Origin of the sequence: Clostridium sp. UBA5119 (assembly GCF_002414285.1) — a bacterium.
GTDB lineage: Bacteria > Bacillota > Clostridia > Clostridiales > Clostridiaceae > Clostridium_J > Clostridium_J sulfidigenes.
The window spans coordinates 1-23,783 of sequence record NZ_DHYX01000098.1 but is presented as its reverse complement, the minus strand read 5'-3'; the positions used below and the strand labels follow the sequence as shown (position 1 = coordinate 23,783).

At 31.2% G+C, this 23,783-nt stretch carries 20 protein-coding genes and 1 riboswitch; of the genes, 3 read left to right on the top strand and 17 right to left on the bottom strand.

Features of this window, described 5'->3' with window-relative positions; all coding sequences use genetic code 11:
- Positions 1 to 282 precede the first annotated feature (282 nt).
- The 17 genes from B2671_RS15070 to B2671_RS14990 all read right to left on the bottom strand — a co-directional run bounded on the left by B2671_RS15070 (position 283) and on the right by B2671_RS14990 (position 20,300).
- Complete coding sequence (locus B2671_RS15070) at positions 283 to 1,071, bottom strand: OAM dimerization domain-containing protein (protein WP_346847179.1); 789 nt, start codon at positions 1,069 to 1,071, stop codon at positions 283 to 285.
- On the bottom strand, positions 1,071 to 2,627 hold the full coding sequence (locus B2671_RS15065) for a lysine 5,6-aminomutase subunit alpha (protein WP_346871138.1): 1,557 nt from the start codon (positions 2,625 to 2,627) through the stop codon (positions 1,071 to 1,073). Before B2671_RS15065 ends, B2671_RS15070 begins: the two co-directional genes overlap by 1 nt.
- The gene (locus tag B2671_RS15060; protein ID WP_346871137.1) at positions 2,617 to 4,095 is read right to left on the bottom strand and encodes a MutS-related protein; all 1,479 of its coding nucleotides are present in this window, start codon (positions 4,093 to 4,095) and stop codon (positions 2,617 to 2,619) included. The genes B2671_RS15065 and B2671_RS15060 overlap by 11 nt, the downstream gene beginning before the upstream one ends.
- 1 nt (position 4,096) lies before the next feature.
- Positions 4,097 to 5,122, bottom strand: coding sequence for a hypothetical protein (locus B2671_RS15055; protein WP_346871136.1), 1,026 nt, complete (start codon positions 5,120 to 5,122; stop codon positions 4,097 to 4,099).
- Between the two features lie 22 nt (positions 5,123 to 5,144).
- Positions 5,145 to 6,395, bottom strand: a complete 1,251-nt coding sequence (ablA, locus tag B2671_RS15050; protein ID WP_346871135.1) for a lysine 2,3-aminomutase — start codon at positions 6,393 to 6,395, stop codon at positions 5,145 to 5,147.
- A 71-nt stretch (positions 6,396 to 6,466) separates the two neighbouring features.
- Positions 6,467 to 7,504, bottom strand: coding sequence for an L-erythro-3,5-diaminohexanoate dehydrogenase (locus tag B2671_RS15045; RefSeq protein ID WP_035130522.1), 1,038 nt, complete (start codon positions 7,502 to 7,504; stop codon positions 6,467 to 6,469).
- Between the two features lie 124 nt (positions 7,505 to 7,628).
- Positions 7,629 to 8,453 (bottom strand): 3-keto-5-aminohexanoate cleavage protein, encoded by an 825-nt coding sequence (locus B2671_RS15040; protein ID WP_346871134.1) that lies wholly within the window; start codon positions 8,451 to 8,453, stop codon positions 7,629 to 7,631.
- Between the two features lie 61 nt (positions 8,454 to 8,514).
- Complete coding sequence (locus tag B2671_RS15035; RefSeq protein ID WP_150845312.1) at positions 8,515 to 8,895, bottom strand: hotdog domain-containing protein; 381 nt, start codon at positions 8,893 to 8,895, stop codon at positions 8,515 to 8,517.
- A 376-nt stretch (positions 8,896 to 9,271) separates the two neighbouring features.
- Positions 9,272 to 9,443: riboswitch (Lysine riboswitch) on the bottom strand.
- A gap of 156 nt (positions 9,444 to 9,599) precedes the next feature.
- Complete coding sequence (locus B2671_RS15030; protein WP_346871133.1) at positions 9,600 to 10,139, bottom strand: hypothetical protein; 540 nt, start codon at positions 10,137 to 10,139, stop codon at positions 9,600 to 9,602.
- A 22-nt stretch (positions 10,140 to 10,161) separates the two neighbouring features.
- Complete coding sequence (locus tag B2671_RS15025; protein WP_346871132.1) at positions 10,162 to 11,181, bottom strand: cell wall-binding repeat-containing protein; 1,020 nt, start codon at positions 11,179 to 11,181, stop codon at positions 10,162 to 10,164.
- A gap of 182 nt (positions 11,182 to 11,363) precedes the next feature.
- Positions 11,364 to 12,215 (bottom strand): formate/nitrite transporter family protein, encoded by an 852-nt coding sequence (locus tag B2671_RS15020; protein WP_346871131.1) that lies wholly within the window; start codon positions 12,213 to 12,215, stop codon positions 11,364 to 11,366.
- 302 nt (positions 12,216 to 12,517) lie between these two features.
- Positions 12,518 to 13,522, bottom strand: a complete 1,005-nt coding sequence (locus tag B2671_RS15015) for a hypothetical protein (RefSeq protein ID WP_346871130.1) — start codon at positions 13,520 to 13,522, stop codon at positions 12,518 to 12,520.
- Positions 13,523 to 13,874: 352 nt separating this feature from the next.
- On the bottom strand, positions 13,875 to 15,902 hold the full coding sequence (locus B2671_RS15010; RefSeq protein WP_346871129.1) for a urocanate hydratase: 2,028 nt from the start codon (positions 15,900 to 15,902) through the stop codon (positions 13,875 to 13,877).
- Between the two features lie 27 nt (positions 15,903 to 15,929).
- The gene (locus B2671_RS15005; RefSeq protein WP_346871128.1) at positions 15,930 to 17,915 is read right to left on the bottom strand and encodes an aminopeptidase; all 1,986 of its coding nucleotides are present in this window, start codon (positions 17,913 to 17,915) and stop codon (positions 15,930 to 15,932) included.
- Between the two features lie 150 nt (positions 17,916 to 18,065).
- Positions 18,066 to 18,389, bottom strand: a complete 324-nt coding sequence (locus B2671_RS15000) for a DUF2325 domain-containing protein (protein ID WP_346871127.1) — start codon at positions 18,387 to 18,389, stop codon at positions 18,066 to 18,068.
- A 364-nt stretch (positions 18,390 to 18,753) separates the two neighbouring features.
- Positions 18,754 to 19,443, bottom strand: a complete 690-nt coding sequence (locus B2671_RS14995) for an alpha/beta hydrolase (RefSeq protein ID WP_346871126.1) — start codon at positions 19,441 to 19,443, stop codon at positions 18,754 to 18,756.
- A 53-nt stretch (positions 19,444 to 19,496) separates the two neighbouring features.
- The gene (locus B2671_RS14990; protein WP_346871125.1) at positions 19,497 to 20,300 is read right to left on the bottom strand and encodes an AraC family transcriptional regulator; all 804 of its coding nucleotides are present in this window, start codon (positions 20,298 to 20,300) and stop codon (positions 19,497 to 19,499) included.
- A gap of 180 nt (positions 20,301 to 20,480) precedes the next feature.
- On the opposite strand from B2671_RS14990, the gene B2671_RS14985 reads away from it, so the two are divergent.
- From B2671_RS14985 to B2671_RS14975, 3 genes are all read left to right on the top strand, one after another.
- Positions 20,481 to 21,575, top strand: coding sequence for a FecCD family ABC transporter permease (locus tag B2671_RS14985; RefSeq protein ID WP_414632294.1), 1,095 nt, complete (start codon positions 20,481 to 20,483; stop codon positions 21,573 to 21,575).
- A gap of 9 nt (positions 21,576 to 21,584) precedes the next feature.
- Positions 21,585 to 22,358, top strand: a complete 774-nt coding sequence (locus B2671_RS14980) for an ABC transporter ATP-binding protein (protein WP_346871178.1) — start codon at positions 21,585 to 21,587, stop codon at positions 22,356 to 22,358.
- Positions 22,359 to 22,438: 80 nt separating this feature from the next.
- Entirely contained in the window at positions 22,439 to 23,482 is a 1,044-nt protein-coding gene (locus tag B2671_RS14975; protein WP_346871123.1) for an ABC transporter substrate-binding protein, read from the top strand.
- The last annotated feature ends 301 nt before the right edge of the window (positions 23,483 to 23,783 follow it).

Here is a 23,783-nt window from a genome sequence, read left to right as displayed (position 1 = left end):
AAGATTTAGATTCTCACTTATTTTTACTTAGCCAAATCGTAGATTTTGAGTGATGTCACTAACGTGACTTTTCGCTTTGCTCTTGATGAAACTCCTTCTCACATGCGTTCGAATGAGTAAGTTTCACTTAACCAAATCAAGATTTGGAGTGAAACTTAAAAAATAAAGTAGAATGAATTTCTTCATTCTACTTATATACCCTATAATTTTATTTCACGTAACCCTTTTAGTTTTTATCCCTATAAACTAAATATATATAAACATTAAACTAGACTTTTTAAATTAAACTAACTTTCTTTCAACTATTTCAGTTACTGCAAAGCTAGCAACGTCATCTGCATATTTTCCTGGTCCGAATCCTGCATCGTATCCTAATTCTTTAGCAAGTTCGTGAGTTATTCTTGGACCACCACAGATTAATACAACTTTATCTCTTAAACCTTCTGCCTCTAATAACTCTACAAGGTTAGTAAGGTTTTGGATGTGTACATCCTTTTGTGTAACTGTTTGAGATACTAGAAGAACGTCAGCTTTTAGCTCGATAGCTTTCTTAACGAACTCTTCGTTTTCTACTTGGCTTCCTAGGTTGTAAGCTTCGATACCTTTGTATCTTTCAAGACCATAGTGACCAGCGAAACCTTTCATGTTCATGATAGCATCGATTCCAACTGTGTGAGCGTCTGTTCCTGTTGAAGCTCCTATGATAACTACATCTCTTCCGATGTGCTCTTCAATGTATTCTCCAACTTCTGACATAGACATAGTATCTACTTCTACAGTTTGAACATGAATTTCTTCATAGTTAACAGTATGAGTTAATGAACCATATACTACATAGAATGTAAACTCTTTATCTAATGATCCGTGATGAGCAACGTTTGGATCTTTAAGTCCCATTGATTTTGCAAGTTGAATAGCAGCTTCTATTCCTCTTTCATCATCTTTAACTGGTAAAGTAAGACTCACTTGAACCTTTCCATCGTTCATAGTATCTCCGTAAGGTTTAAGTTTAGTTAGATCTAAATTAGTATCGTAATCTCTAACTTCTGTTGAATATAATCCACCACTCATTATCTGTTTCCTCCTAACATTAAATCTATAAATGGGTTGAAGTAATTAGCTTCCTTCTCAACAACTCCATCTAATCCTTTTCCTCCGTTTAGAGGTCTCTTAATACCTGCAAATTTACCTTGCTCTAAAGTACTGAATAAACCTTCTTTTTCTATTACAGATAATAGATCAGCAGCTTTTCCTAGAACTTCATCAACTCTTGTTTCCATTATTCCACCTTTTTTGAAAGTGATTTCAGAACCAAGGTCTTTCATTGTATGGAATATATATTGTGCATTATCAATAGATAGTGCTCTATCACTCATAAATGGAGTGTGTATAGCTTCTGTTAACATTCCTAATAAGTGTAATTTTTGGCTAGTCATTATTGTAACCATGTTAAATAATGCATCTTGTACTTGACCCTTGAATATATCTCCAGTCATGAACTTAGTTGGAGGCATGTATTTAAGTGGTGCTTTAGGGAATATTTCTCTAGCCATTTGTGCTTGAGCAAGTTCATAAAGGAATCCATTTTCAACATTTGGATTTATTTCAAATGCGTGTCCTAGACCCATTTGCTCTTCTGGAAGCCCTGCAACTAAAGCAAATTGCTCATTGATGAATTGAGAAGCAAGCACTGTGTGAGCTTCTTCAACAGCATCAGCAGTTGTTAAGTAGTTATCTTCACCAGTGTTGATTATAACTCCTGCAAAACCATTGATTACTCTTGAGAAATATTGGTCAACTATAGTTCTTTGCATATTGATATCTCTGAAAAGTATTCCGTATAATGCATCGTTAAGCATTACGTCAAGTCTTTCTATAGCTCCCATAGCAGCTATTTCTGGCATACATAATCCTGAACAGTAGTTACATAATCTGATGTATCTTCCTAATTCTTCTCCAACTTCATCTAAAGCTGATCTCATAAGTCTGAAGTTTTCTTGAGTTGCAAAAGTTCCTCCGAATCCTTCAGTTGTTACTCCGTATGGAACGTAGTCAAGTAAACTTTGTCCTGTTGTTCTAATAACAGCTATAACGTCAGCACCTTGTTTTGCAGCAGCTTTAGCTTGGATTATATCTTCATAGATATTTCCTGTAGCAACGATAACATAAAGGTATGGGCCTGTTTTATCGCCGAATCTTTCAAGGTAAGCTTCTCTCTCGCCTCTGTTAGCTTTGATTGTAGCTACCATGTTTTTAGCAACTTTTTCAACTGCCATTTTTATTTCAAACATATCTTTCATAGGTAGTTTAGTTAAATCTAATTCATTTTTAGCTACTTTTTCTGCTATTTCTTGTGGAGTTAATCCAGTGTTAACCATAGCATTACCTACTAATACAGCAACTCCAACAGATAATCCGTTTCCAGCTTTAATGTTTTCTACAACTACGTTTGGTAGTGGTACTCCAAATTCATCTACGCCATCTATACCTAATAATCTACATACAGTTCTTTCTACAGCTACTGTAGTATGTCTGTCTATGAACTTTTGAGTGTCTTGAGCTATATTCTTTGATGATTCTCTAGCTTTAGCAACTAGATTTAAATCTAAATTTAATTTACTTTCCATTGTACTCCTCCTCATAATATGTTTTCGCTATATTCACTATGTCTTTTTCTAATCCTAATAGCATCGCTATATTTAGCGCATCCTTAGGTACTTGATTTGTCTTAGATACTCTTTCAAGTTTATATTCCATATGCTCTTGGATAATTTCAACTGAATGAGTCTTATTAAGATCAATCTTATATTTTAGTTTCTCAAAGTCTATATTTTTTAGTCCTACAACTTGATAATGAACCATAGGTTCTTCTACCACACCATCATAATGGGTAGATATTATGCTAGCAGTGTTAAATTTTTGTAGATAATTTGCAAGAGATTTTACAAGGTAATATCCTTCTTTAGGGTTTGTTCCCCTAGCGAACTCATCAAGAGCCACAAATCCATCTCCACGTTTTACACACTCTACTACTTCTTTTAATTTAATTATCTCAGCTCCAAAAGTACTTAATCCCTTAGATATAGATTGCATATCGTCTGATACAAAATGAATAAAATCTAATACTGGATAAGTTGCTTTTTTTGCAAATACAAAGAAGCCCAATTGTCCAAGAAATAGGTTTAAAACAATAGTCTTTAATGCTACACTCTTTCCTCCCATATTAGCTCCAGTTATCACCGTAGTTCCTCCATGAAGCTGTATATTAACAGGAGAGAATGCTTTTCCTTTTTTCTTAAGGATCGCTTCAATTTCAGGATTTATTCCATCCTCTATATCAATATTCATCTCTTTAACTATGTTAGGTTTAACACAATTGTATTTAATAGCAATGCTTGCCTTTGCCATTAATAAATCTAAAATACCTACCACTTTTAAATTTTCTGATATATATCTACTAAAGGAGGACAATTTAGAAGTAAGTTCTTTTCTAATATGTAACTCTTCTTCTTCCTCTTGAATAACAATATCTAATCGCTCTTGTTTTAACTTTTCAATAAGACTTTCATCATTGCAAGAAAAAATTGCTTTTTCCTTTTCACCTTTTAGTTTTCTTATCTGAGAAAGTTTTTCACTATATTCTTCATAAATATAGAATGTAGATAAACGTTTTTTACTTGGGTCTAATATATCTATTACTTCTTCTAGGGAATGAAGCTTAATTTTACCTACAGATAAATTAATATTTTCTAAGACTAATTTAAGCTCTTCCAAAAGCATAGATACATATTTAACCTCATAAAGTTCAACTTCATCTAATATTTCTACCTTCTCTGCTCTTCTTAATGTATTTCTTATATCTTTAATCTTGTGTAGAAGTCTTACTATATCGTTAAACTCATCATGATATTCATTCATATGACCTATCATCAGCTCAACGTTAGTAAGTTCTTCTACCAATTTATCATACTCATTAATTCTAAAAGGCTTTATCAGCTTCTTTTCCTCAGTACCATAAGGAGTTATTATACCAAGCTCATCCATGATAAAGGAAAACCCTATTTGAGCCCTTTGTTCATTATCTAAAAACTTCATATTATTTCCCCCCTACTACATCAAATACTGGAACATTGACAGCTTCTCTAAGACCTTTTAAGAATTCATCCTTTGGAAATTCATATCCATAAGGTGATTTTGGATTTGAAGTTATGCAAACCACAGTTATCTTATTTAGGACCTTTATGACTCCACCTTGCCTATGGAATCTATAAAGGCTTTCACTACTAATAAATAGCTTAGTACCATCTTCCACAAGAAAAGTTATATCTTTATATAGGTTAGTAGAAGTCATGATATTTTTAATAAGTTTGTCAGAAACTGCACCCTTAATAACTACATGGGATACTTGTTCACTCAAAGCTTCTACAATTTCTTTTAAAGCTTCTAGGGCAGTTAAAACCTCTAGTACTTTATAGGTACCATCCTTATAAACGATGCCTATAATTCCTGAATCACATATTTTTGTTGCGACATTTAAAATAGACCTATCTTGCTCATGGGGTAAACTTAATAGATCCATAGTATGTTTTGTCTCACTTATGACGGTCTTCATACTTCTTGATAGAGCAGCTCCTGTAGATAACACTGTAGCTTCTGTTATGGCGGGTGAAGCAAAGGTCTTTCTACTTAAAGCTCCATCTACTATTACAAGATCACACTGAAGACTTAATAATTGATCTTTTATATTGGTCATATATGAATTCACGGAAGGTCCTCCTAAATCCACATAACCATCACTTAAGGCCTTACAAATAACAACTTCTCCCATAGGAGTATTTATTCCTGTAGTTCTTACAATCTCTCTTGTGAAATCACTATTTAAAAGACATTGTTTGGCTGTAGCAATCACAGTCCCCTTTTCAATATATATCTTAGGTTTCTCTGTAGCCGTAACCCTGTCTAACTCTTCACCATCTCTCCCTATAGAAGTTAGGCCAAGGGACACAGAGCCCCTAGCCTCCTTCAAGATATGGTTTAAAGTCGTAGTTTTTCCCACATTTTTATTCATACCTATAATAGATACACTTTTATATGGTTTCAATAACTTTAAAATTTCATTCATTAAGATCACTTCTAACTATATTCTAGTGAGCGTGTCTTTCGTTTCTTTCTAATCCTGTTGGTTCTAAAGCAAGTTTTTCACCGTTTAATAATCCAGCAACTCCAACTTTATGAACTGGTTTCTTACCTGTACAAACATCACAAGTACATCCTGGAGTGTAGTTTGTTGGCTCAGAGTAAGTAGTTATAACTCCTTCAAAGTTTCTAAGTATTACTTTATCATGACTTTGAGAAATTACATAGTTTGGCATAACTGGAGTTTTTCCACCGCCGCCTGGAGCGTCAACAACGAATGTTGGTACGCAGTATCCAGAAGTATGTCCTCTTAATCCTTCAATGATTTCGATACCTTTAGAAACTGGAGTTCTGAAGTGCTCTAGTCCTAATGATAAGTCACATTGATAGATGTAGTAAGGTCTAACTCTGATTTTAACTAAATCGTTAACTAATTGTTTCATTGTGTGAACACAGTCATTTACTCCTCTTAGAAGTACTGATTGGTTTCCTAGTGGTATACCAGCATTAGCCATTCTTTCACATGCAGCTTTAGACTCTTCTGTGATTTCGTTTGGATGGTTAAAGTGAGTATTTAACCAGATTGGGTGGTATTTCTTTAACATATTTACAAGTCCATCAGTAATTCTTTGTGGCATAACTACTGGTGTTCTTGAACCAATTCTGATTATTTCTACGTGTGGTATTGCTCTTAATTTGCTGATGATGTACTCAAGTACTGAATCGTCAACTAGTAAAGCATCTCCACCTGATAATAGAACGTCTCTGATTACTGGTGTTTTGCTGATATAATCTATAGCTTTATCTATTCTTTCCATTGGCATGCAGTCATCGCTTTGTCCTGCAAATCTTCTTCTTGTGCAGTGTCTGCAGTACATAGAACATTGGTCAGTTATAAGAAGTAATACTCTATCTGGATATCTATGAGTTAATCCAGGTACTGGAGAATCTGTATCTTCGTGTAGTGGGTCTTCTAAATCTGCAGCAGATTTATGAGCTTCTAATCCTGTTGGGATAGCTTGTAATCTTACTGGGTCATTAGGATTGCTTGGATCGATTAATGATAAGTAGTAAGGAGTTATAGCCATTCTTAAAGTTTCAAGACATTTTTTAGCTCCTTCTTCTTCTTCTGGAGTTAATGGAATATACTTCTTTAATTCATCTAAAGTTTCTATTCTGTTTTTTGTTTGCCATTTCCAGTCAAACCATTGTTCATCTGTAACGTTTGGAAATAATTCTTTTCTACGAGTTGTATTCATTAATTGTTACCCCCTATAATTTCACATTTATATATATTAATTTTATTAATTAATCAATTATAATCTACGGATTAAACGTATAATTCTTGGAATATAGCTCTTAGAGTTTCATTTTCTCTTAACTCTTGTAAAGTTATTTCAGCATGTCCTTTAGTATATCCGTTTCCTACTATCATAGTTACATCTTTACCTACACCCTCAGCTCCTAAAGCAGCTTTAGTGAATGCTGTAGCCATTGAGAAGAAGTAAACTATACCATCATCTTTAACTGGTAATATAGTTGACATTTCTGTGTTTTGAACGTTAACTATGTTGATAGATACATCAACTTCTTCGCCGTTGTTGTTAGCTAAAGCTAAATTCATTACGTCGATAGCTTTAGTAGCATCTCCGATAACTATTTTCATATTTAAGTTTAATCTTCTTAATCTAGCAGCTTCTTCTTCGTTTCTAACTAAACCAATAACGTTTCCTGTTGGTCCAACTCTTTTAACTGCTTCGTAGCAACATAACATTCCTGATTTTCCTGCTGCTCCTAATAAAAGAACTGATTGTCCTGGTCTAACTAATTTAGCAACTTGAGCTGGAGCTCCTGCAACGTCTAATGCAGCTAATGCTAAAGTTTCTTCCATATCTTCTGGAAGTTTAGCATATAATCCGCTTTCGAATAATATTGCTTGACCTTTAATTTCTACTCTATCGATGTCTGGTTTAATATCGATGATTTCTTCTATTTTAAGTGGAGTTAATGAAAGAGATACTAATGTAGAGATTTTGTCTCCAACTTTAAGATCAGTTTTTCCTTCTAATGCAGCTCCTATTTTAGCTATTTTTCCGATAAGCATTCCGCCTGAACCAGTTACAGGGTTTTGCATTTTTCCTCTTTCTCCAACGATCTCAAGGATTTTTGCTTTTATTTTTTCTACATCATGTCCAGCTTCTTCTTCTATTTGTGTAAAGCTTGCTGAGTCAACGTTTAAAGCTTGAACATCGATAAGTATTTCATTATCGTATATTTCCATTGTATTGTCTATTTTTAAAGCTGGTTGTGGTAATACTCCTGCTGGTGTTATTACTCTGTGAGTTCCATATTTACATCCTTTTTTCATTAAAAACACTCCTTTTTACTTTAGTCTAAATAAATTTTTTCTACTTAATTTTTTTTACTTAATTATTGTTTATTATATTTTTAATCTTATACGTTAAAAATAGCTTCTTATATTATGCTTCAAATTATAAAGCTTTAAGTCCTAATATTTCTCTTGCTTCTGCTGGATTTGCAATTTCTCTTCCTAATTCTTTAGCTATTCTTACAGCTTTTTCAACTAGGTCAGCATTACTTTCTGCCATAACACCTTTTGATAAGTATACGTTATCTTCAAATCCAACTCTTACATGTCCACCTTCTATCATAGACATTGCAGCTAATGGGAATTCATTTCTGCCTATTCCTGATACTGTGTAAGTGCTTCCTGCTGGAATACTTTCTTTCATAAATACAAAGTCTCTCATTCCAGCACTTATTCCACCATTAACTCCCATAACGAAGTTGAAATGCATTGGCGCTTTTATGAATCCTTTTTTATGAAGTCTGATCGCCATGTCAATCATACCTTTATCGAATACTTCGATTTCTGGCTTAACGTTTAACTCGATCATCTTCTCCCCGAATTCTTTGATTGTATTCTCTGTATTAACAAATATTTCGTCTCCACCAAAGTTACAAGTTCCACAGTCTAGTGTTGCCATTTCTGGTTTTAAATCAACTGGTTGAAGTCTTTCTTCATTGCTCATTCCTACAGCACCACCAGTAGATGGTTGAATGATAACATCTGGACATCTTCTTCTTATTTCAGCCATACAAGCTTCAAATCTATCTTTGTCTTGAGTTGGAGTACCATCATCTTTTCTAACATGAAGGTGGATTATACTAGCTCCAGCTTTATAACATTTTTCTGCCTCTTGACCAATTTCTTCTACTGTGTAAGGAACATTTGGATTTTGTTCTTTAGTAACCTCTGCACCACAAATAGCTGCAGCAATTATTAACTTTTCCATTTAAAATCCTCCTATATAGTTATTTTTTTAACAATATTTCTGCAAGAATTCTTGCACTTATTTATTTTCTCTTTTTATCTTTTGGTACTACACATACTCCTGTAGCTTTACAAACAACTATTGGCTCTTCTAAAACGTCGCAAGCTGAATCATTAATGTCAGGTCTTGGAACTATTACTTTTCTAGCTTCAAAAGTCATTTTTCTTGATGTGTTTCCAACGTGTACGATTTCACCTACAGCTTCAATGTAATCTCCAGCATATACAGGTGCCATGAATTCTACGTTTTCATAAGCTTTGAATAGACCTTCGTCTCCATCGTTTTGTATTAATAATTCTGTAGCTACATCTCCAAATAATTGTAGCATTCTTGCTCCATCAACAAGATTTCCACCGTAGTGTGCATCGTGAGAGCTCATTCTTAATCTGATTACTGATTTCATTTTCTTTTCCCCCTATAAAATAATCGTTTACTTTTTATTTATGTATAACTTTTTAGTATAAACAGAGTTCTTAGCTTCTTTGAAGCTTAGAAATCGTTATCCAGGGACATAGCAACTCTTTTACTCTCACTTTGAAAAGTTTAGAGTATTAGAGGTGATAGTCATCGGATAAACAGAGTTCTTAGTTTCTTTGAAACTTAGAAATCGTTATCCAGGGACGTAGCAACTCTTTTACTCTCACTTTGAAAAAGTTCAGAGTATTAGAGGTGATAGTCATCGGATAAATATATAGCAAATAAAAAATGGCGTTGAAAATATTCAACACCATTAGATAACTAGGTTAGTTAGAACTATCAATGCAATGAATATTTTTCATTCCATAAATAGCTCTCCATATAACATGGCAGTGATAAAACTTTGTGTCTTATCCCCAAGTAATACAAAATACCTTTGTACCCTTTCGGCCTATAAATAATTCACTGTAACATCAGAGGGTATTCTCTTTAACATTTAGCAGTTACCAATTTATAAGCGCCTCTACTTATGATTCAATATTAAATTTTTGAACAATTCAATATATTATTTATCATGTACCCATTATAAATCTAATATTTTAGAAATGCAATGGTTTTTTTAAAAAAATTTTTAAATTAATATAAGTTTTTTGTAGATTTTGAATTTTACTTAACATTTCTCCGTTTTTCTTATACTTTTTTCAGTATATTCATAGTAATTTGTCCGCCTAATCGTTTCCATAAGTCATCTATACTAGGAAATGAAGATACAAGATTACAAATTGATTCCTTGTAATCTTCATCACTCCAACGATAACCATAGTTTATACAATTAATTATATATCTTCTAAAAAAGCTTTTTAAACTATTTCTGAAACAAACAATTTTATATTCGTTATATTTATTCCCTAGTATTAAGTATAATTTTCTTTGACGACTTAAATTTATAATTAAACTTAATGTTTTTTCATCATAATAATTAAAGTGAAAAGGATAATACTTTTCTTTTATATCATCTTTCATTCTTATAATCAAATGCCCTGAAATCACTTTATTACTTTTTACATAGGCACTTTTGAAATTAAACTGCATAGAGTTAGGCAAATATATAAAATCTTTAAAATCATCTTTAATTATTATACACGTCAACTTTTTATTATGAACCTTTTGTTCTGTTAAAGCAGATACCCCCAGGGGTAGGTCTTTAAGAATACCTTCTATAGGTCTCACTTTAATTTCACCCACTTTTGAGCTATTCAATACTTAAAACTTTAAATTTCTCCTCATAATTTACTGCCTCTAAAACCTTATTAACTATGTTGTCGCTGATTACTGTATTTCCTCCTAAAATTAATACTTGATCGGATTTTATCCCTTTTATTCTATTTAATACCTTAGGATAATACCCTCCTGTTTCTTCCATAAGAATTATAGGCGAAGAGGTTAAAGCAGCTATTGGTGCTCCAACTAGTCCATCTGGAAAATTCATTCCTGATGCTAAATAAATTTTGCTTAAATTAATATTTGCATTAAAAGTATTTAAAACTTGGATATTAGTTTCATATCTATCAAGTCCAGCAATTCTTTGATAATTTTTATAATTCTTCATATTTGCATCTGAAATTACTGAACTTCCACCTATAACATAGGTTTTAGGTATATTATGACTTTGTATAAAGGCTTTATTTGAACTATTAATACTATCTTTATCTGTTAACAATATTGGCATTCCTAAGTTTGCTGCCACTGGAGCTACAGATAAAGAATCCGCAAAACTTTTTCCAGAAGCCAGTACAACTCCATTGGTTGTGCCCACTTGTTTAGCTACATTAACAGCTGTTTCATATCTATCAAGTCCAGATATCCTATCTACAGTAATTCCCTTACTTTTAAGCTGAGCTTCAGCATTTTTAGAAATTACAGATTCTCCACCAACTATGTAAGCTTTAGAAGGCTTCAATCTATTTATCTCATTGGACACTACAGTAGATAATGCACTCTGTTCTGTTAGCAATATAGGAGCATTATACTTTTTAGCTAAAGGTGCCGCACTTAGTGCATCAGGATAATCCGCTCCACACACCAGTACTATGGTTTTACTTCCACTAGGCCATCCCTGTTTAGATGTTTCTACAGCAGTTTCATATCTAGTGCTCCCACCTAATCTTATTTTTACTGCATCTGCTTCTACTCTATTATTAATACTAAAGGCTATTGCCCCCATTATACTTATAGCTACAATTGAACTGATAACTCTTCCTTTCTTCTTCATATAACCCTCCCCATTAATTAATTTAGTATTCATCTTCATACTATCTATTTTATATTATGTGCTTCAAATATAAAATAGATTTTTACAAATCAATATAGATTTTTACAATTTTCCATAAAATCTTATAAAAAAAATCATGCTAAAACTTAATTCTAACACAATTTTCCATGAATTTATATATACTATGCTGATAACTTCTCTCTTATCTCAATATTCTTTTTATTACACTTTCTATATATGAACCAATAAACTAATCCAATACAAACTGCACCACCAATAATATTTCCTATGGTTACAGGAATTAGATTATTAAAAATTCCAACTATAGTTAAATTGTCTAATTTTTCAACAGCTACATGAGATGCTTCAACAAAAGCTGAATTTGTCTTTGCAAGTAATCCTATAGAAAAGTAATACATATTAGCTACGCAGTGTTCAAAACCTGCTATAACAAAAGCAAATATCGGAAAGAAACCCATGAATATTTTTCCTGTTACATCTTTAGCTGCATAGGAGCCCCATACACATACACATACTATGACATTACATAATATCCCACTTGCAATTGCAGGTACAAAACCCATACTAGCCTTAGCCGCTGCTACCTTAACAGCATAGCCTCCAACGTTTCCTGTTGATAAAAGACCTGATTCAAAAACTAGTATTGCTACAAAAGCAGCTCCAATAAAGTTTCCTATCCAAACAAGCGCCCAATTTTTAAACATTTGGCCTGTAGTTATCTTTTTTTCAGCCCAAGCTACACTTAATAATGAATTTCCTGTGAACAATTCTGCTCCACATATTAACACTAAAATTAATCCAACTGGAAATACTATACCTGCCACAAATTTCTGTAATCCGGGATCACTAATTCCATGTGATGCTACTGATGATGCATATGCCCCTAAAGCTATAAATACTCCTGCTAAAATACCTAAAAATAAAGTTTGCACACATTTATTATTAGCCTTTTTTACTCCAACCTGTTCTACATAATTAGTAATTTCATCAGGTGAAAGCATTTTTTTATCCATTAGAAGTTCCTCCAGTATTTCTACATTTTAATTTGTTTTTTTTACTTTCCACGTTAATTATATTGAAGCCTACACAAGGTGTCAACAGGTTTCCCCTTAATAAACCCTTGAAAAAATCCACCTCGAAAATTTATCTGTATATTTTAAATATTACAATAACTTTTATGAAATTTCATATACTCTTACAGGTATATTGATATGCATGTTCACAATTTAGACATAAAAAAGTGGCATGCGCCACATTCCTAACAGTAAAACCCATAAAACGTAAAAATCTATACTTTCCTATACAACAAAAAATATTACCTAGTAAACCAGGTAATATTAAAAACTCCAATTTCATTCCATGATAAGTTTTCATTTATACTTTCACTTTGAAAGGTATTCTTAAGCATGTTTTTAAGTTTCATAGAATTTTCATTGAGTTTTTTCTTCATTTCCTCATTTTCTTCTTCTATAAACTCTTCATCTTTTACTAAATAATTTCCTTCTTGGCTATATATAACTAGTTCATCACCCTCATATACTATGTCTCCATTTATTTCATAAGGCTTAACAGTCTTAAAAACATCCTTTATTTTACCATCTTCAATTTTTCCTCTATATAAATATTCACATTGAGTTAATTTTTTCTTATCAAAACTAAAGGTAATAAAAGCTATCTCATCCTTTTTAGGAGATACCTTTCCCTTTAATAAAACTTCTCCACTATCTTCTAAACTAATTATCTGTGCATCATTAAAGTATATATTAGTAACTCCATTACTAGCTTTGCCATAAACTAGAGTATTTCCTTCATTAAGAACATCTATTAAGATTCCTTCGCAGGAATTCAAAAGCTCTAAAGTATCTGCATCATAAATTAGATATTTACTTGTGATAGGATCTATATATATATGAACTACTAATTTATTATTCATCCATGATATATTAGATATTTGATTTTCACCTATGTCATTTATTTGTAATACTTTATATTCTTCATCTTTCATACTATATATATTTATTTTATCTTTTTCATCTAAATACTTAAAAGCTATATTACTCCAGTCATTACTTAAGGCAGAAAGCTCTTTCAGCCTATGCAAATCTCCTACCCCTTCTAAATATTCCTCATCCTCATCGAAAATATATATATTGTTGTTTTTTTCTATTACAGCACTTGTATAATTGTTTATAATTGGATCTCTTTCTTCTTCAATATTGGATTTACATCCAACTAAAATAAAAAGGGTACTAATTAGTGTTATTGCTATGACAAATATTTTTATTTTATTAACTTTTCTAATTTTTTTTCTATAATTCAACACTACCCCTCCTTATCTACACATCAAATACCCTAACTATTATACTACTTGCAAATACTCTATTCAATATTATCTCCTAATGTATATACATTGTTTAATCATTGTTTTTATTTCATTTAAATTTACTACATATATTAAAAATATCATCCCCATAAAAATATACGAAGCAACCTTCAACTTAGAACTTATTTCTTTATATTTTTATTAATATATTTTATCTGTTTTATAAAAAAAATATAAAAATTTATTTTATTTACAACTAAATACCAACTAAAAAATAAAAAATCAGGTATATAGTATTAACTTTAACACTATATACCCAATTAAATTATTCAATTATATAAATTTTGATTTATTTATTTAATGCTTTTTCAATAACAGACTTTATTAATTCATCCTTTGGTATATATGGAAGAGTTATATGATCTGTTCCTTGATTCTTCTCATTATATTCCATACTTGTTTCAATAGAATGTGGATTTCTTGCCCAAGCTCTTCTTGCAACTCCACCCATAACATCCCACGCCATAGATGATTTTATAATATTATCAACTCTTTCGCTTCCATCAAGAACTAATCCAAATCCTCCATTGATTGACTTACTTGTTCCAACTCCTCCACCATTGTGAAGAGCAATTAAGCTCATTCCTCTTGCTGCATTTCCTGCAAAGCATTGGATTGCCATTTCAGCCATCATGTTACTTCCATCTTTTATATTAGAAGTTTCTCTAAATGGAGAATCTGTACCACTTACATCATGGTGATCTCTTCCAAGCATGATTGGTCCAACTTCACCATTTCTTACAAGTTCATTAAACTTAAGAGCAATATCCATACGACCTTGTGCATCTTGATATAATATTCTAGCTTCTGTACCAACAACTAATTGGTTCTTTTCAGCATCTCTAATCCAAATGTAGTTATCTCTATCTTGTCCTCTTCTATTTGGATCAATACATTCCATTGCAGCATGGTCTGTTTTTATTAAATCTTCATGCTTATGACTTAAGCATACCCATCTAAATGGTCCATAGCCATAGTCAAATAGCATTGGTCCCATGATATCTTCAACATAAGAAGGATAAATGAATCCATCCTTTTCATCAACACCATTTTTAGCTATATCTTTTCCACCAGCATCATAGATTGCCTTCATAAATGAGTTACCATAGTCAAAGAAGTAAACTCCCTTAGCAACTAACTTTTTAATTATGTCGTAGTGTTTTAATAAGGTCATATCTACAAGCTCTTTGAATTTTTCTCTATCTTCTTTTAATAATCTAGTTCTTTCCTCAAAAGAAATTCCTACTGGTGCATACCCACCATCATATGCAGCATGGCAAGAAGTTTGGTCTGATAACAAATCTATATGAACATCATTTTCTAAGATGTATTCAAGTAAATCAACGATATTTCCATGATATGCTATAGAAATAGACTCTTCATTTTTAGCCTTTTCCTTAGCAACTCTTATAACTTCCTCTAAATCACTTGATGCCATAGAAACCCAGCCTTGATCAAGTCTTGTTTTAATTCTTGAATAGTCAACCTCTGCTACAATTCCTACTCCATTAGCTATTTCTATAGCTTTAGGTTGAGCACCACTCATTCCGCCAAGACCAGAAGTTACAAATATCTTACCTCTTAAATCTCCATCATCAGCCACTCCAAGCTTTAATCTTCCTGCATTTACTATAGTGTTGAAGGTACCATGAACTATACCTTGAGGTCCTATGTACATCCAACCACCAGCTGTCATTTGTCCATAGTTAGCTACTCCAAGTTGAGTTGCTAAATGGAAGTCTTCTGGATTATCAAACATACCAACCATTAAACCATTAGTAGTTATTACCCTTGGAGCAGTTTTCGAACTTCTAAATAATCCTAATGGATGACCACTCTCCACTACTAAAGTTTGTTCATCTGTCATATTCTCTAGGTATTTTTTTATAAGTCTATATTGCATCCAGTTTTGGCACACTTGTCCTGTTTCACCGTAAGTAACAAGTTCATACGGATATAATGCCACATCAAAATCTAAGTTGTTATCTATCATCACTTGGAAGGCCTTACCCTCTGCGCAATTTCCTTTATATTCATCTATAGACTTACCACTTAATTTTCCTTCTGGTCTAAATCTATATCCATATATTCTTCCTCTTGTCAAAAGCTCTTCCATAAACTCTGGAGCTAATTTCTCGTGAAGATGTTCTGGAACATATCTTAAAGCATTTTTAAGAGCTAATTCAGTTTGTGCAGGCGTTAAACTATAACCTCTGTCAGGGGCTCTTCTAATTCCTTCTTGAAACTTAGGCATTTCTGGTAATTCATCATCTAACTTTATTACCATCTTATTTTTAATATCAATGTTATTAATCATAATTTTCCTCCTATTTCTATAAAAATATTAAGCCTCTCCATTGAAAGGTTCATTTAATTCCTCAGTGCCCTTTAAAATAAATCTACCATTTTTAATTACTTCAATAACTTCTCCATCCTTTGTTATAGCATTTATAAACTCTAAGCTATCGTAAGGTATAGTTATATCTGTATGACATTGAGTATATGCACTTTCTATATCAGTTTTCCTAAGAATAGATTTTTCATTATCCTTAGCAATTATTTCTTTTCCATCAAAAGCATTATATACTCTTTCATCTTCACTATATGAATAACAAGTATCACCCACTGCAAAGTGTGGCCCCATCTTTTCTCCAATAAGGATAGGAAGTATAGGTACTATATTATGCTTCTGTGCTATAACATATGCTAAGGTGTTTGTACCTATTGCAAACTCACCAAGAGGTAAAGTTTTATTTGGAAACAATAGATTTTCCTCTACATACTTTTTATTTTTAGCTTCTTCATCAAAATTAGAACAGTTATATTCAGCTATATATCCATCCTTAAATAAAAGTTCTAAGTTTATATATTTAAGACCATCTAGGAAGATTTCTTCTAGATGTAGAAGTCCATTTGTTCCTTTTAACATTGGAGATGTAAATACCTCTCCAACTGGTATATTTACAGTAGCAATACAGTTTTCAAAGTTTGTTTCCTTTTCTGGATTCTTAATTTCCTGCATTTTAACCTTTATATCTGTTCTATTTCCATTGCAGCCCTTAACATGGATAAACTCACCCTTATCTAAAGCCCCAATAATATCATTTTGGATTCTTTCCCACTTGTCTGAATCAAGAGTATTTATCTTCATAGTATCAGCAAAGATTTCCTCAAAATTCTCTCCTATCTCTGGACTAGGGAAAGCTATAATAGTAAAGGTTGTTTCCTTAGATGGCATGTACTTATCTTGAATAGACCTAAGTCTTACCGTTGCATTTTGGTAAACCTTACTTTGATTTTCACTTAATTTTAATGCTGTATTCTTACTTTCAGGTGCAAAAGGAACCTCTCCAAAGCTTTCAATAACTGCAATTCCTGAATACTTTCCTAAACCTTCTTTAAATCTTTCAAAGGTAGCTGTAAATCTTTCTTCCTTAATTTCTGCATAGTTTTTACTGAAGAATAACGCATTGTCAAATCTATGATCATAAGTAAACTGTTTATTTACCTCGGTAGATTCTACCATTGCAAGGACAAGGGTTAAGTTGTATTTACCAAACTCCTTTATAACCTCTTTAACAATAGCCTCTTGACCAACAAAGTATATTAGTCTAACGGTAGACTTAATAGTGTAATCCTTCTTTTCTCTTATAAAGCTATCCATATATCCTTTAACCATGGTATATGCAATCTTATTTACATCTTCATAAGCAGATAAAAATTTAGCTGTTTTTATTTCATTATCAGTTATATATTTTCCATACTTAAATAAGTATCTTAAATCTTTATCATTTGCCTCATCAACTATAGTTCTGTAATAACCCTTAGTATCTAAAGCTATATTATTAACCTTCTCCTCAGCTTCCATGTCTAAAATGCTAACTTCAAAATCCCTTATAATCTCCATTAAACCATTAGCATTATCACCATTCTTAACTACATAGGCATAGGAATCTATAAATAATTGTAGTAACTTTTCTATCTTCTCAGTCTTATGAGAAAATACTAAAGATATACATTCATTTAACCTATTATATAAATATGTAGCTATTTGACCCATTTCTTTTCCTAGCTCTTTCACTGCATAGTCTGGGTTGCCGTAACTTGTTTTATAGTTATCCTCTAATAAGTCACTATAAATTTCATGATTTTCTTTTAAAAGTTCATCAAAATCTTTCCTTTGAAAATACTCATCATTTAGCTTTTCTTCTAAACTACATATTGAATATAGTTTTTCCCCCATTGTCTTAAAGAAAGTTAAATAATTTTTCCCCTGAGTATTTATTAAAGATACTTCTTTTATTCCATTAAGATTACAAATGTTCCTCATTTTATCCCCTACCCTTCTAAAAATATCCATAACAAAAACGTATCATATTCAGAAAATTAATACAATACTTTAGGCGATTTTTGTTATCGGGGTAAAGTGCTAAAAGATTAAACTCTACTCCAAAAATGTTTCCTTAAATTAACTTTATATTTAATTACTATGTTTAGTGCAGTTCTCACAATCCTTAGAACAATTTAAACAATGAGTTTCTAATATACTCTTTAAAGAGCTGGAGCTACTACTATGAGATTTTGCTATACTAATATTCTTTCTTGATGCCTCTTGCATAGCCGCATTAATCATTTTATGAGACACTGTGTTAGTAAACATTACTAATAAATCTGGACATCCTATTTGAGATTTAAAACGACCTGGCATTTGTGTAAATACCTTAGCCTTACAATTATATTTATCACAAATCTTTTTATATTCACAAACCATTCTATCATGACCACCAATTATTACTATACTCATTTCCTTACCTCCTAAAATTTATATTATTTATATTAGCTCTTATGTATATATAGTTATGTACTTATAGGATTTTAAAATATTAAGATGTTATAATAAGAAATTTTAAAATGTCTCAATGTTTTAATCTTGGATATTTATAATGTTATATTTTTAAATATACAAATATTAAAATAGTCCTGTAGTTACGTAGTTAGCCGTTGCTTACTTAACTATAAAAATATAAGTTAGCATCAACTAACTTATATTTCAGTTTACTACTAAAGCTATGTGGTGTCAATATAGCTTCAGTATAAAGTTCTTATCCTAACATTATCAAGTTGCAATGAAATGCAAAAATTCCTTCTCCTTGTAATTATTAAACCAATTAATTTTTTCTCATTAAAAATTCCAAAGCAATTTTATACCTATTTAATATATTTTCGTGGTGATCGTAATCATCCCAAACCATTTCTACATTTTCTTCTCCTATATGTTTCTTAAATATTTCATAGGACATACTAGAGAACTTAGGCATGTCCTTCTGAATTGTAGTCTTGCTATGTCCCTCCTTTCTTCCAGCAACAATAATAAGTCTAAAATCATCATTTACTAAAGTTTCTTCCTGAATAAATTTAATCCATCCATCATACCATTGAGATGCACATATACTTGCTACCTTACTATAATTATCATTTTTGAAAACTGAATATAAAGAAATTAAAGCTCCAAGAGAATGTCCTATAATTTTTCTATCATTCTTATTACTGCTTACTCTAAACTCTTTTTCAATATAGGTTTGTAAATCACTTATTAAAAATTCTAAGTATTCATCCCCCCTGCCCTCAAATGGATGAAATCTTTCATGGTTAGATTCTGCTGCCCAAGGGGTATATTCATTTAATCTGTCAAAAGGTGTAATTCCAATTATTATATGTTCCTCTAAAGATTTATTTTCAAATTTATCTTCTATTTCATCAATTATTTCACCTAAAAACTTTCTAAATTTATCACCATCATGAACATAAACTACAGGATATTTTTTATCAGATATATCATAATCCCATGGTAAATACATAAAAATCTCTCTATTAAAAACTGTCCTCGTTAAAATTCTTCCTCGCATATCTTCTACCCTTTCTTTAACCTGCTTGGAGTAACTCCAAAACTTTTTTTAAATAACCTACTAAAATAGAATTCATCATTATAGCCAATCTTTTTAGAAACTTCCTTAACTGCAAAACCTTCATTTAATAACTTGAATGCAGCAGTCATTCTGCATTGGATTAAATAATCTATGGGACGAATATTTAAATACTTATTAAATAAGTATGATATTCTATTAGATTTCTCTCCATATTTTTCTGAAAGCGTGCCTAATGTAATCTCTTCCATATAATTTTGTGAAATAAATTCACTTACATCTATGGTAAAATCTTTTTCACTTAATCCCTTTTTGTAGTTATGATCAGTAAAGAGTTCTCTTAAAAATAATGAGGTTTGTATTTGAAGATTTACTTTTGATGTTAATTGTTGTTTTGAAGATATTTCTTTAAGCTCATACAAGGATTTCAATATCTCGTCATAATTTATTACGTCAAGTTCGAAGGTTGAATTCATATAAGAATCAGGCTTAATACATTCATCTGCCATATAATAGATATTCATATATTCAAATTCTTCATCTCCTAAAACCTTAAAGGATACGTTTTTATTTTTACATCCATGAATCACCTTTCCTCTTTCAGCAATATAGACCTCATTATCAAACTCTATTTCTGCTCTTCCTCTTATAGTAAAAATGAATGCTGAGAGATTAGTTGTATAACCATTTTTCGATGATATAGAATTCTTGATAAACCTTTCTATTCTAAAAACTTCAAAAGTATTTTTTCTAAATTCTTTTAATAAGTCACCTTTATTAACATTTTTCAAGTAAATAGACTCCTTTCAATACATATAACTTTAAATAATTGTCCATGTTTTTATTTTAGTATATTCTATTACGATTTTTTCTATATTATAATAGTTAATGAAATTGATAATTATTATCAATTAATTCTCTAGAATAAGTTTATCTCATTTTTAGTAGGAGTTCAAGAAAGGATGTTAAATGTGAAAGATATTTTAAATGCTTCTTATGAGAAAAACCAAAAGATAAAAAAATCCTTCAATTTATTTATCTTAGGCTTAATTATATTATTATTTATTTCTGTCATTTTATCAGTATCCTTTGGTTCACTTAGAATAAAACCTTCTGTATCCTATAGCATAATCTTAAATGAACTATTTGGATTATCCTTAGGTGATGCTGCCAAAGTAAGTAATATATCTACTTATAATGTTATTTGGTTAATTAGAATGCCTAGAGTTTTACTTGCAATTGTTGTTGGTGCTGGACTTGCTGTATGCGGAACAATAATGCAGGCAACTGTTCAAAATCCGCTAGCTGAGCCATATATTTTAGGAATTTCTTCTGGTGCATCACTAGGTGCAACCTTCTCTATAATGTTAGGATTAGGCTCATTTAGTCTCTTTTCCATAAGCAGTGTGTCATTTTGGGCATTTTTAGGTGCTTTAAGTGCCTCTATCCTGGTATTGGTATTATCCTCAATGGGAAATAAAATGTCCTCTTCTAAATTAGTCCTTTCGGGAACTGTAGTCAGTGCATTATGTACATCTTTATCTAATTTTATAATTTCTATTGCTAGTAATGCTGAAGGTATGCAAACGGTAAAATTCTGGACAATGGGTTCTTTGGCAACTGCTAAGTGGCAAAATATAGGTTTTGTAATTTTAGCTGTAACTATATGTTGTTTATTTTTCTTAACTCAAGGAAGAACTTTAAACTTAATGTTAATGGGCGATGAAGCCTCAATGACTTTAGGGCTTAATTTAAATTTATACAGAAAAATTTATATGATAATCACATCATTACTAACAGGTATTTTAGTAGCTAATTGCGGGATTATAGGCTTTGTAGGATTAATAATCCCCCATATTTCAAGATCTATAGTTGGGTCTGATCATAAAAGGCTAATCCCAACTTCAATACTTTTAGGTTCTATATTCTTAATTTGGGCTGATGTTTTTGCTAGAATAATCATCCCTAATGCTGAATTATCCATTGGTATTATTACTGGTTTAGTTGGAGCACCCTTCTTTGTTTACATTTTGTTGAGAAAGGGCTTCGGATATGGAGATAAGTAGGTGATTTTAATGGATTTGAAAATTAAAGAATTAAGGGTCAATTTATCCAAAAAAGAAATTGTAAAAGGAATTGATTTAGCAGTTACAAGTAATAAGTTCATAGGCTTAATAGGTCCAAATGGTAGTGGAAAATCAACATTATTGAAAGCTGTTTATGGTGTAATAAAGCCAACCTTTGGAGATGTTTTTATATCTGATAAGGATATAAAAAATTACAACAAAAAATCTCTTGCTAAAACTCTTGGAGTAGTTAGTCAATTTAATAATATTAACTTTGATTTTAAAGTTATAGATATAGTTCTAATGGGTAGGGCTCCTTATAAAGGTTTATTAGAGCAAGATAATAAAAATGATTATGATCTGGCACTTAAAGCTTTATCTCAAGTTGGAATGATAGATTTTGCTCAAAAAAGCTTTAGCCTATTATCTGGAGGTGAAAAGCAAAGGGTTATATTGGCTAGAGCAATAACTCAAAACCCTAAAATATTAATTTTAGATGAGCCCACTAATCATCTAGATATAAAGTATCAACTAGAAGTTATGTCAATAGTTAAAAATTTAAATATATGTGTTTTAGCTGCTTTGCATGATTTAACATTAGCTTCTCAATTTTGTGATGAGCTTTATGTTTTGAAAGATGGAGTTATTGTGTATAACGGGATTCCAAATGAAGTTATAACGGAAAAAACAATTAAAGAAGTATATGATGTTGAATCTATCGTTCACATAAATCCAACTACCAAAAAGCTTTCTATTGAATACTTACCACCATCATTACATTAAACAAAAACTATAACTATAACTAATTATTTTATTATATAAAAATTAAAACTTTTAATATGAAAATCGAGAGGAGAATTATCATGAATAAAAAAACTTTACTTTTACTTACATCATTAGCTCTATCTGCTGTAGTCTTTGTAGGCTGCAGTAATAAAACTGAAAATGTAGACTCACCATCAAAGCAAGAGCAAACTAGCACTTCTACAACTGCATCAACTAATAAAACAACTTATCCAATAACCTTTGATGCTTTTGATTCTGAAGGAAATGTGTACAAACAGACTTTTAATGAATCTCCAAAAAAAGTTATAACTAATAATCAAACTTCAACTGAACTACTCTTAACTTTAGGGTTAAAAGATTCTATAATTGGAACAGGTGACTTAGATACTCCTATATTAGAAAATTTAAAAGCAGACTACGAATCTATACCTGCAATTGCTAACAAAGGTGATGTTGCTAAAGAAATTGTTGTTGGCTCAGGTGCAGATTTAGTAATTGGAAGATCTGCTTCATTTAAAGATGATAGATATGGTTCAATACCAAGTTTAAATGAAGTTGGTATTAATACTTACGTTCAATTGGCAAGTAAAATGAATGCCCATATTTCTTTAGACACAATTATTCAAGATGTTAGGAACGTAGGTACTATATTCGATGTTCAAGATAAAGCTAATAAATTAGCTGACTCACTTCAGAATTCATTTGATAACATTAAATCAAAAGTTCCAACCACTAGTGAAAGAAAAAAGGTTATGCTAATAGTTAATTATAATGGAGAATCCTTTACTGCTTATGGCGCTAATGCTTCACTACAAAAGGAAATGTTAAATGTGTTAAATTCAGATAACGTTATTGAAAAAGGTGGTTCTATATCATTAGAAAATATAATTTCTTCTAACCCTGACCATATTGTTTATGTAACAGCAAATAAAAATGCTTCAATAGATGTTGATGCCGTAGATAGGCTATTAGCAGAACCTACACTTCAAAGTGTTGAAGCTATAAAGAATAAAAATATAGTTTCTGTTGAATACACTGAACTTATGGGATATGGCTACAGAACCTTCGATTGCTTAGAAAAATTAGCTAAAGACTTCTATCCTGAAATATTTAAAAACTAAAATGTAAAAAATGGGGGCGTCGCAAAATAACTGATTAAGTTATGGAGCGATGCTCCATTTTACTATGAAAATTAAAAATAACCGAAGGTTTTAGTATTTTATACATTAAAAACCTTCGGTTGCTTGTTTTTAGGCGCACTTTAATAAACCTTTCAATTTTAGGCTTTTTTATGCAGCTTTTTTAACTTGATGTAGATGAGTAGCACATCTTTCAGATTGAATTTTGGCATGTAATTTATTTATGTTATAGCCAAAACAGAGCATAATAAATTCAGTTTTCACATTAGTTTTTCCTCTTGTT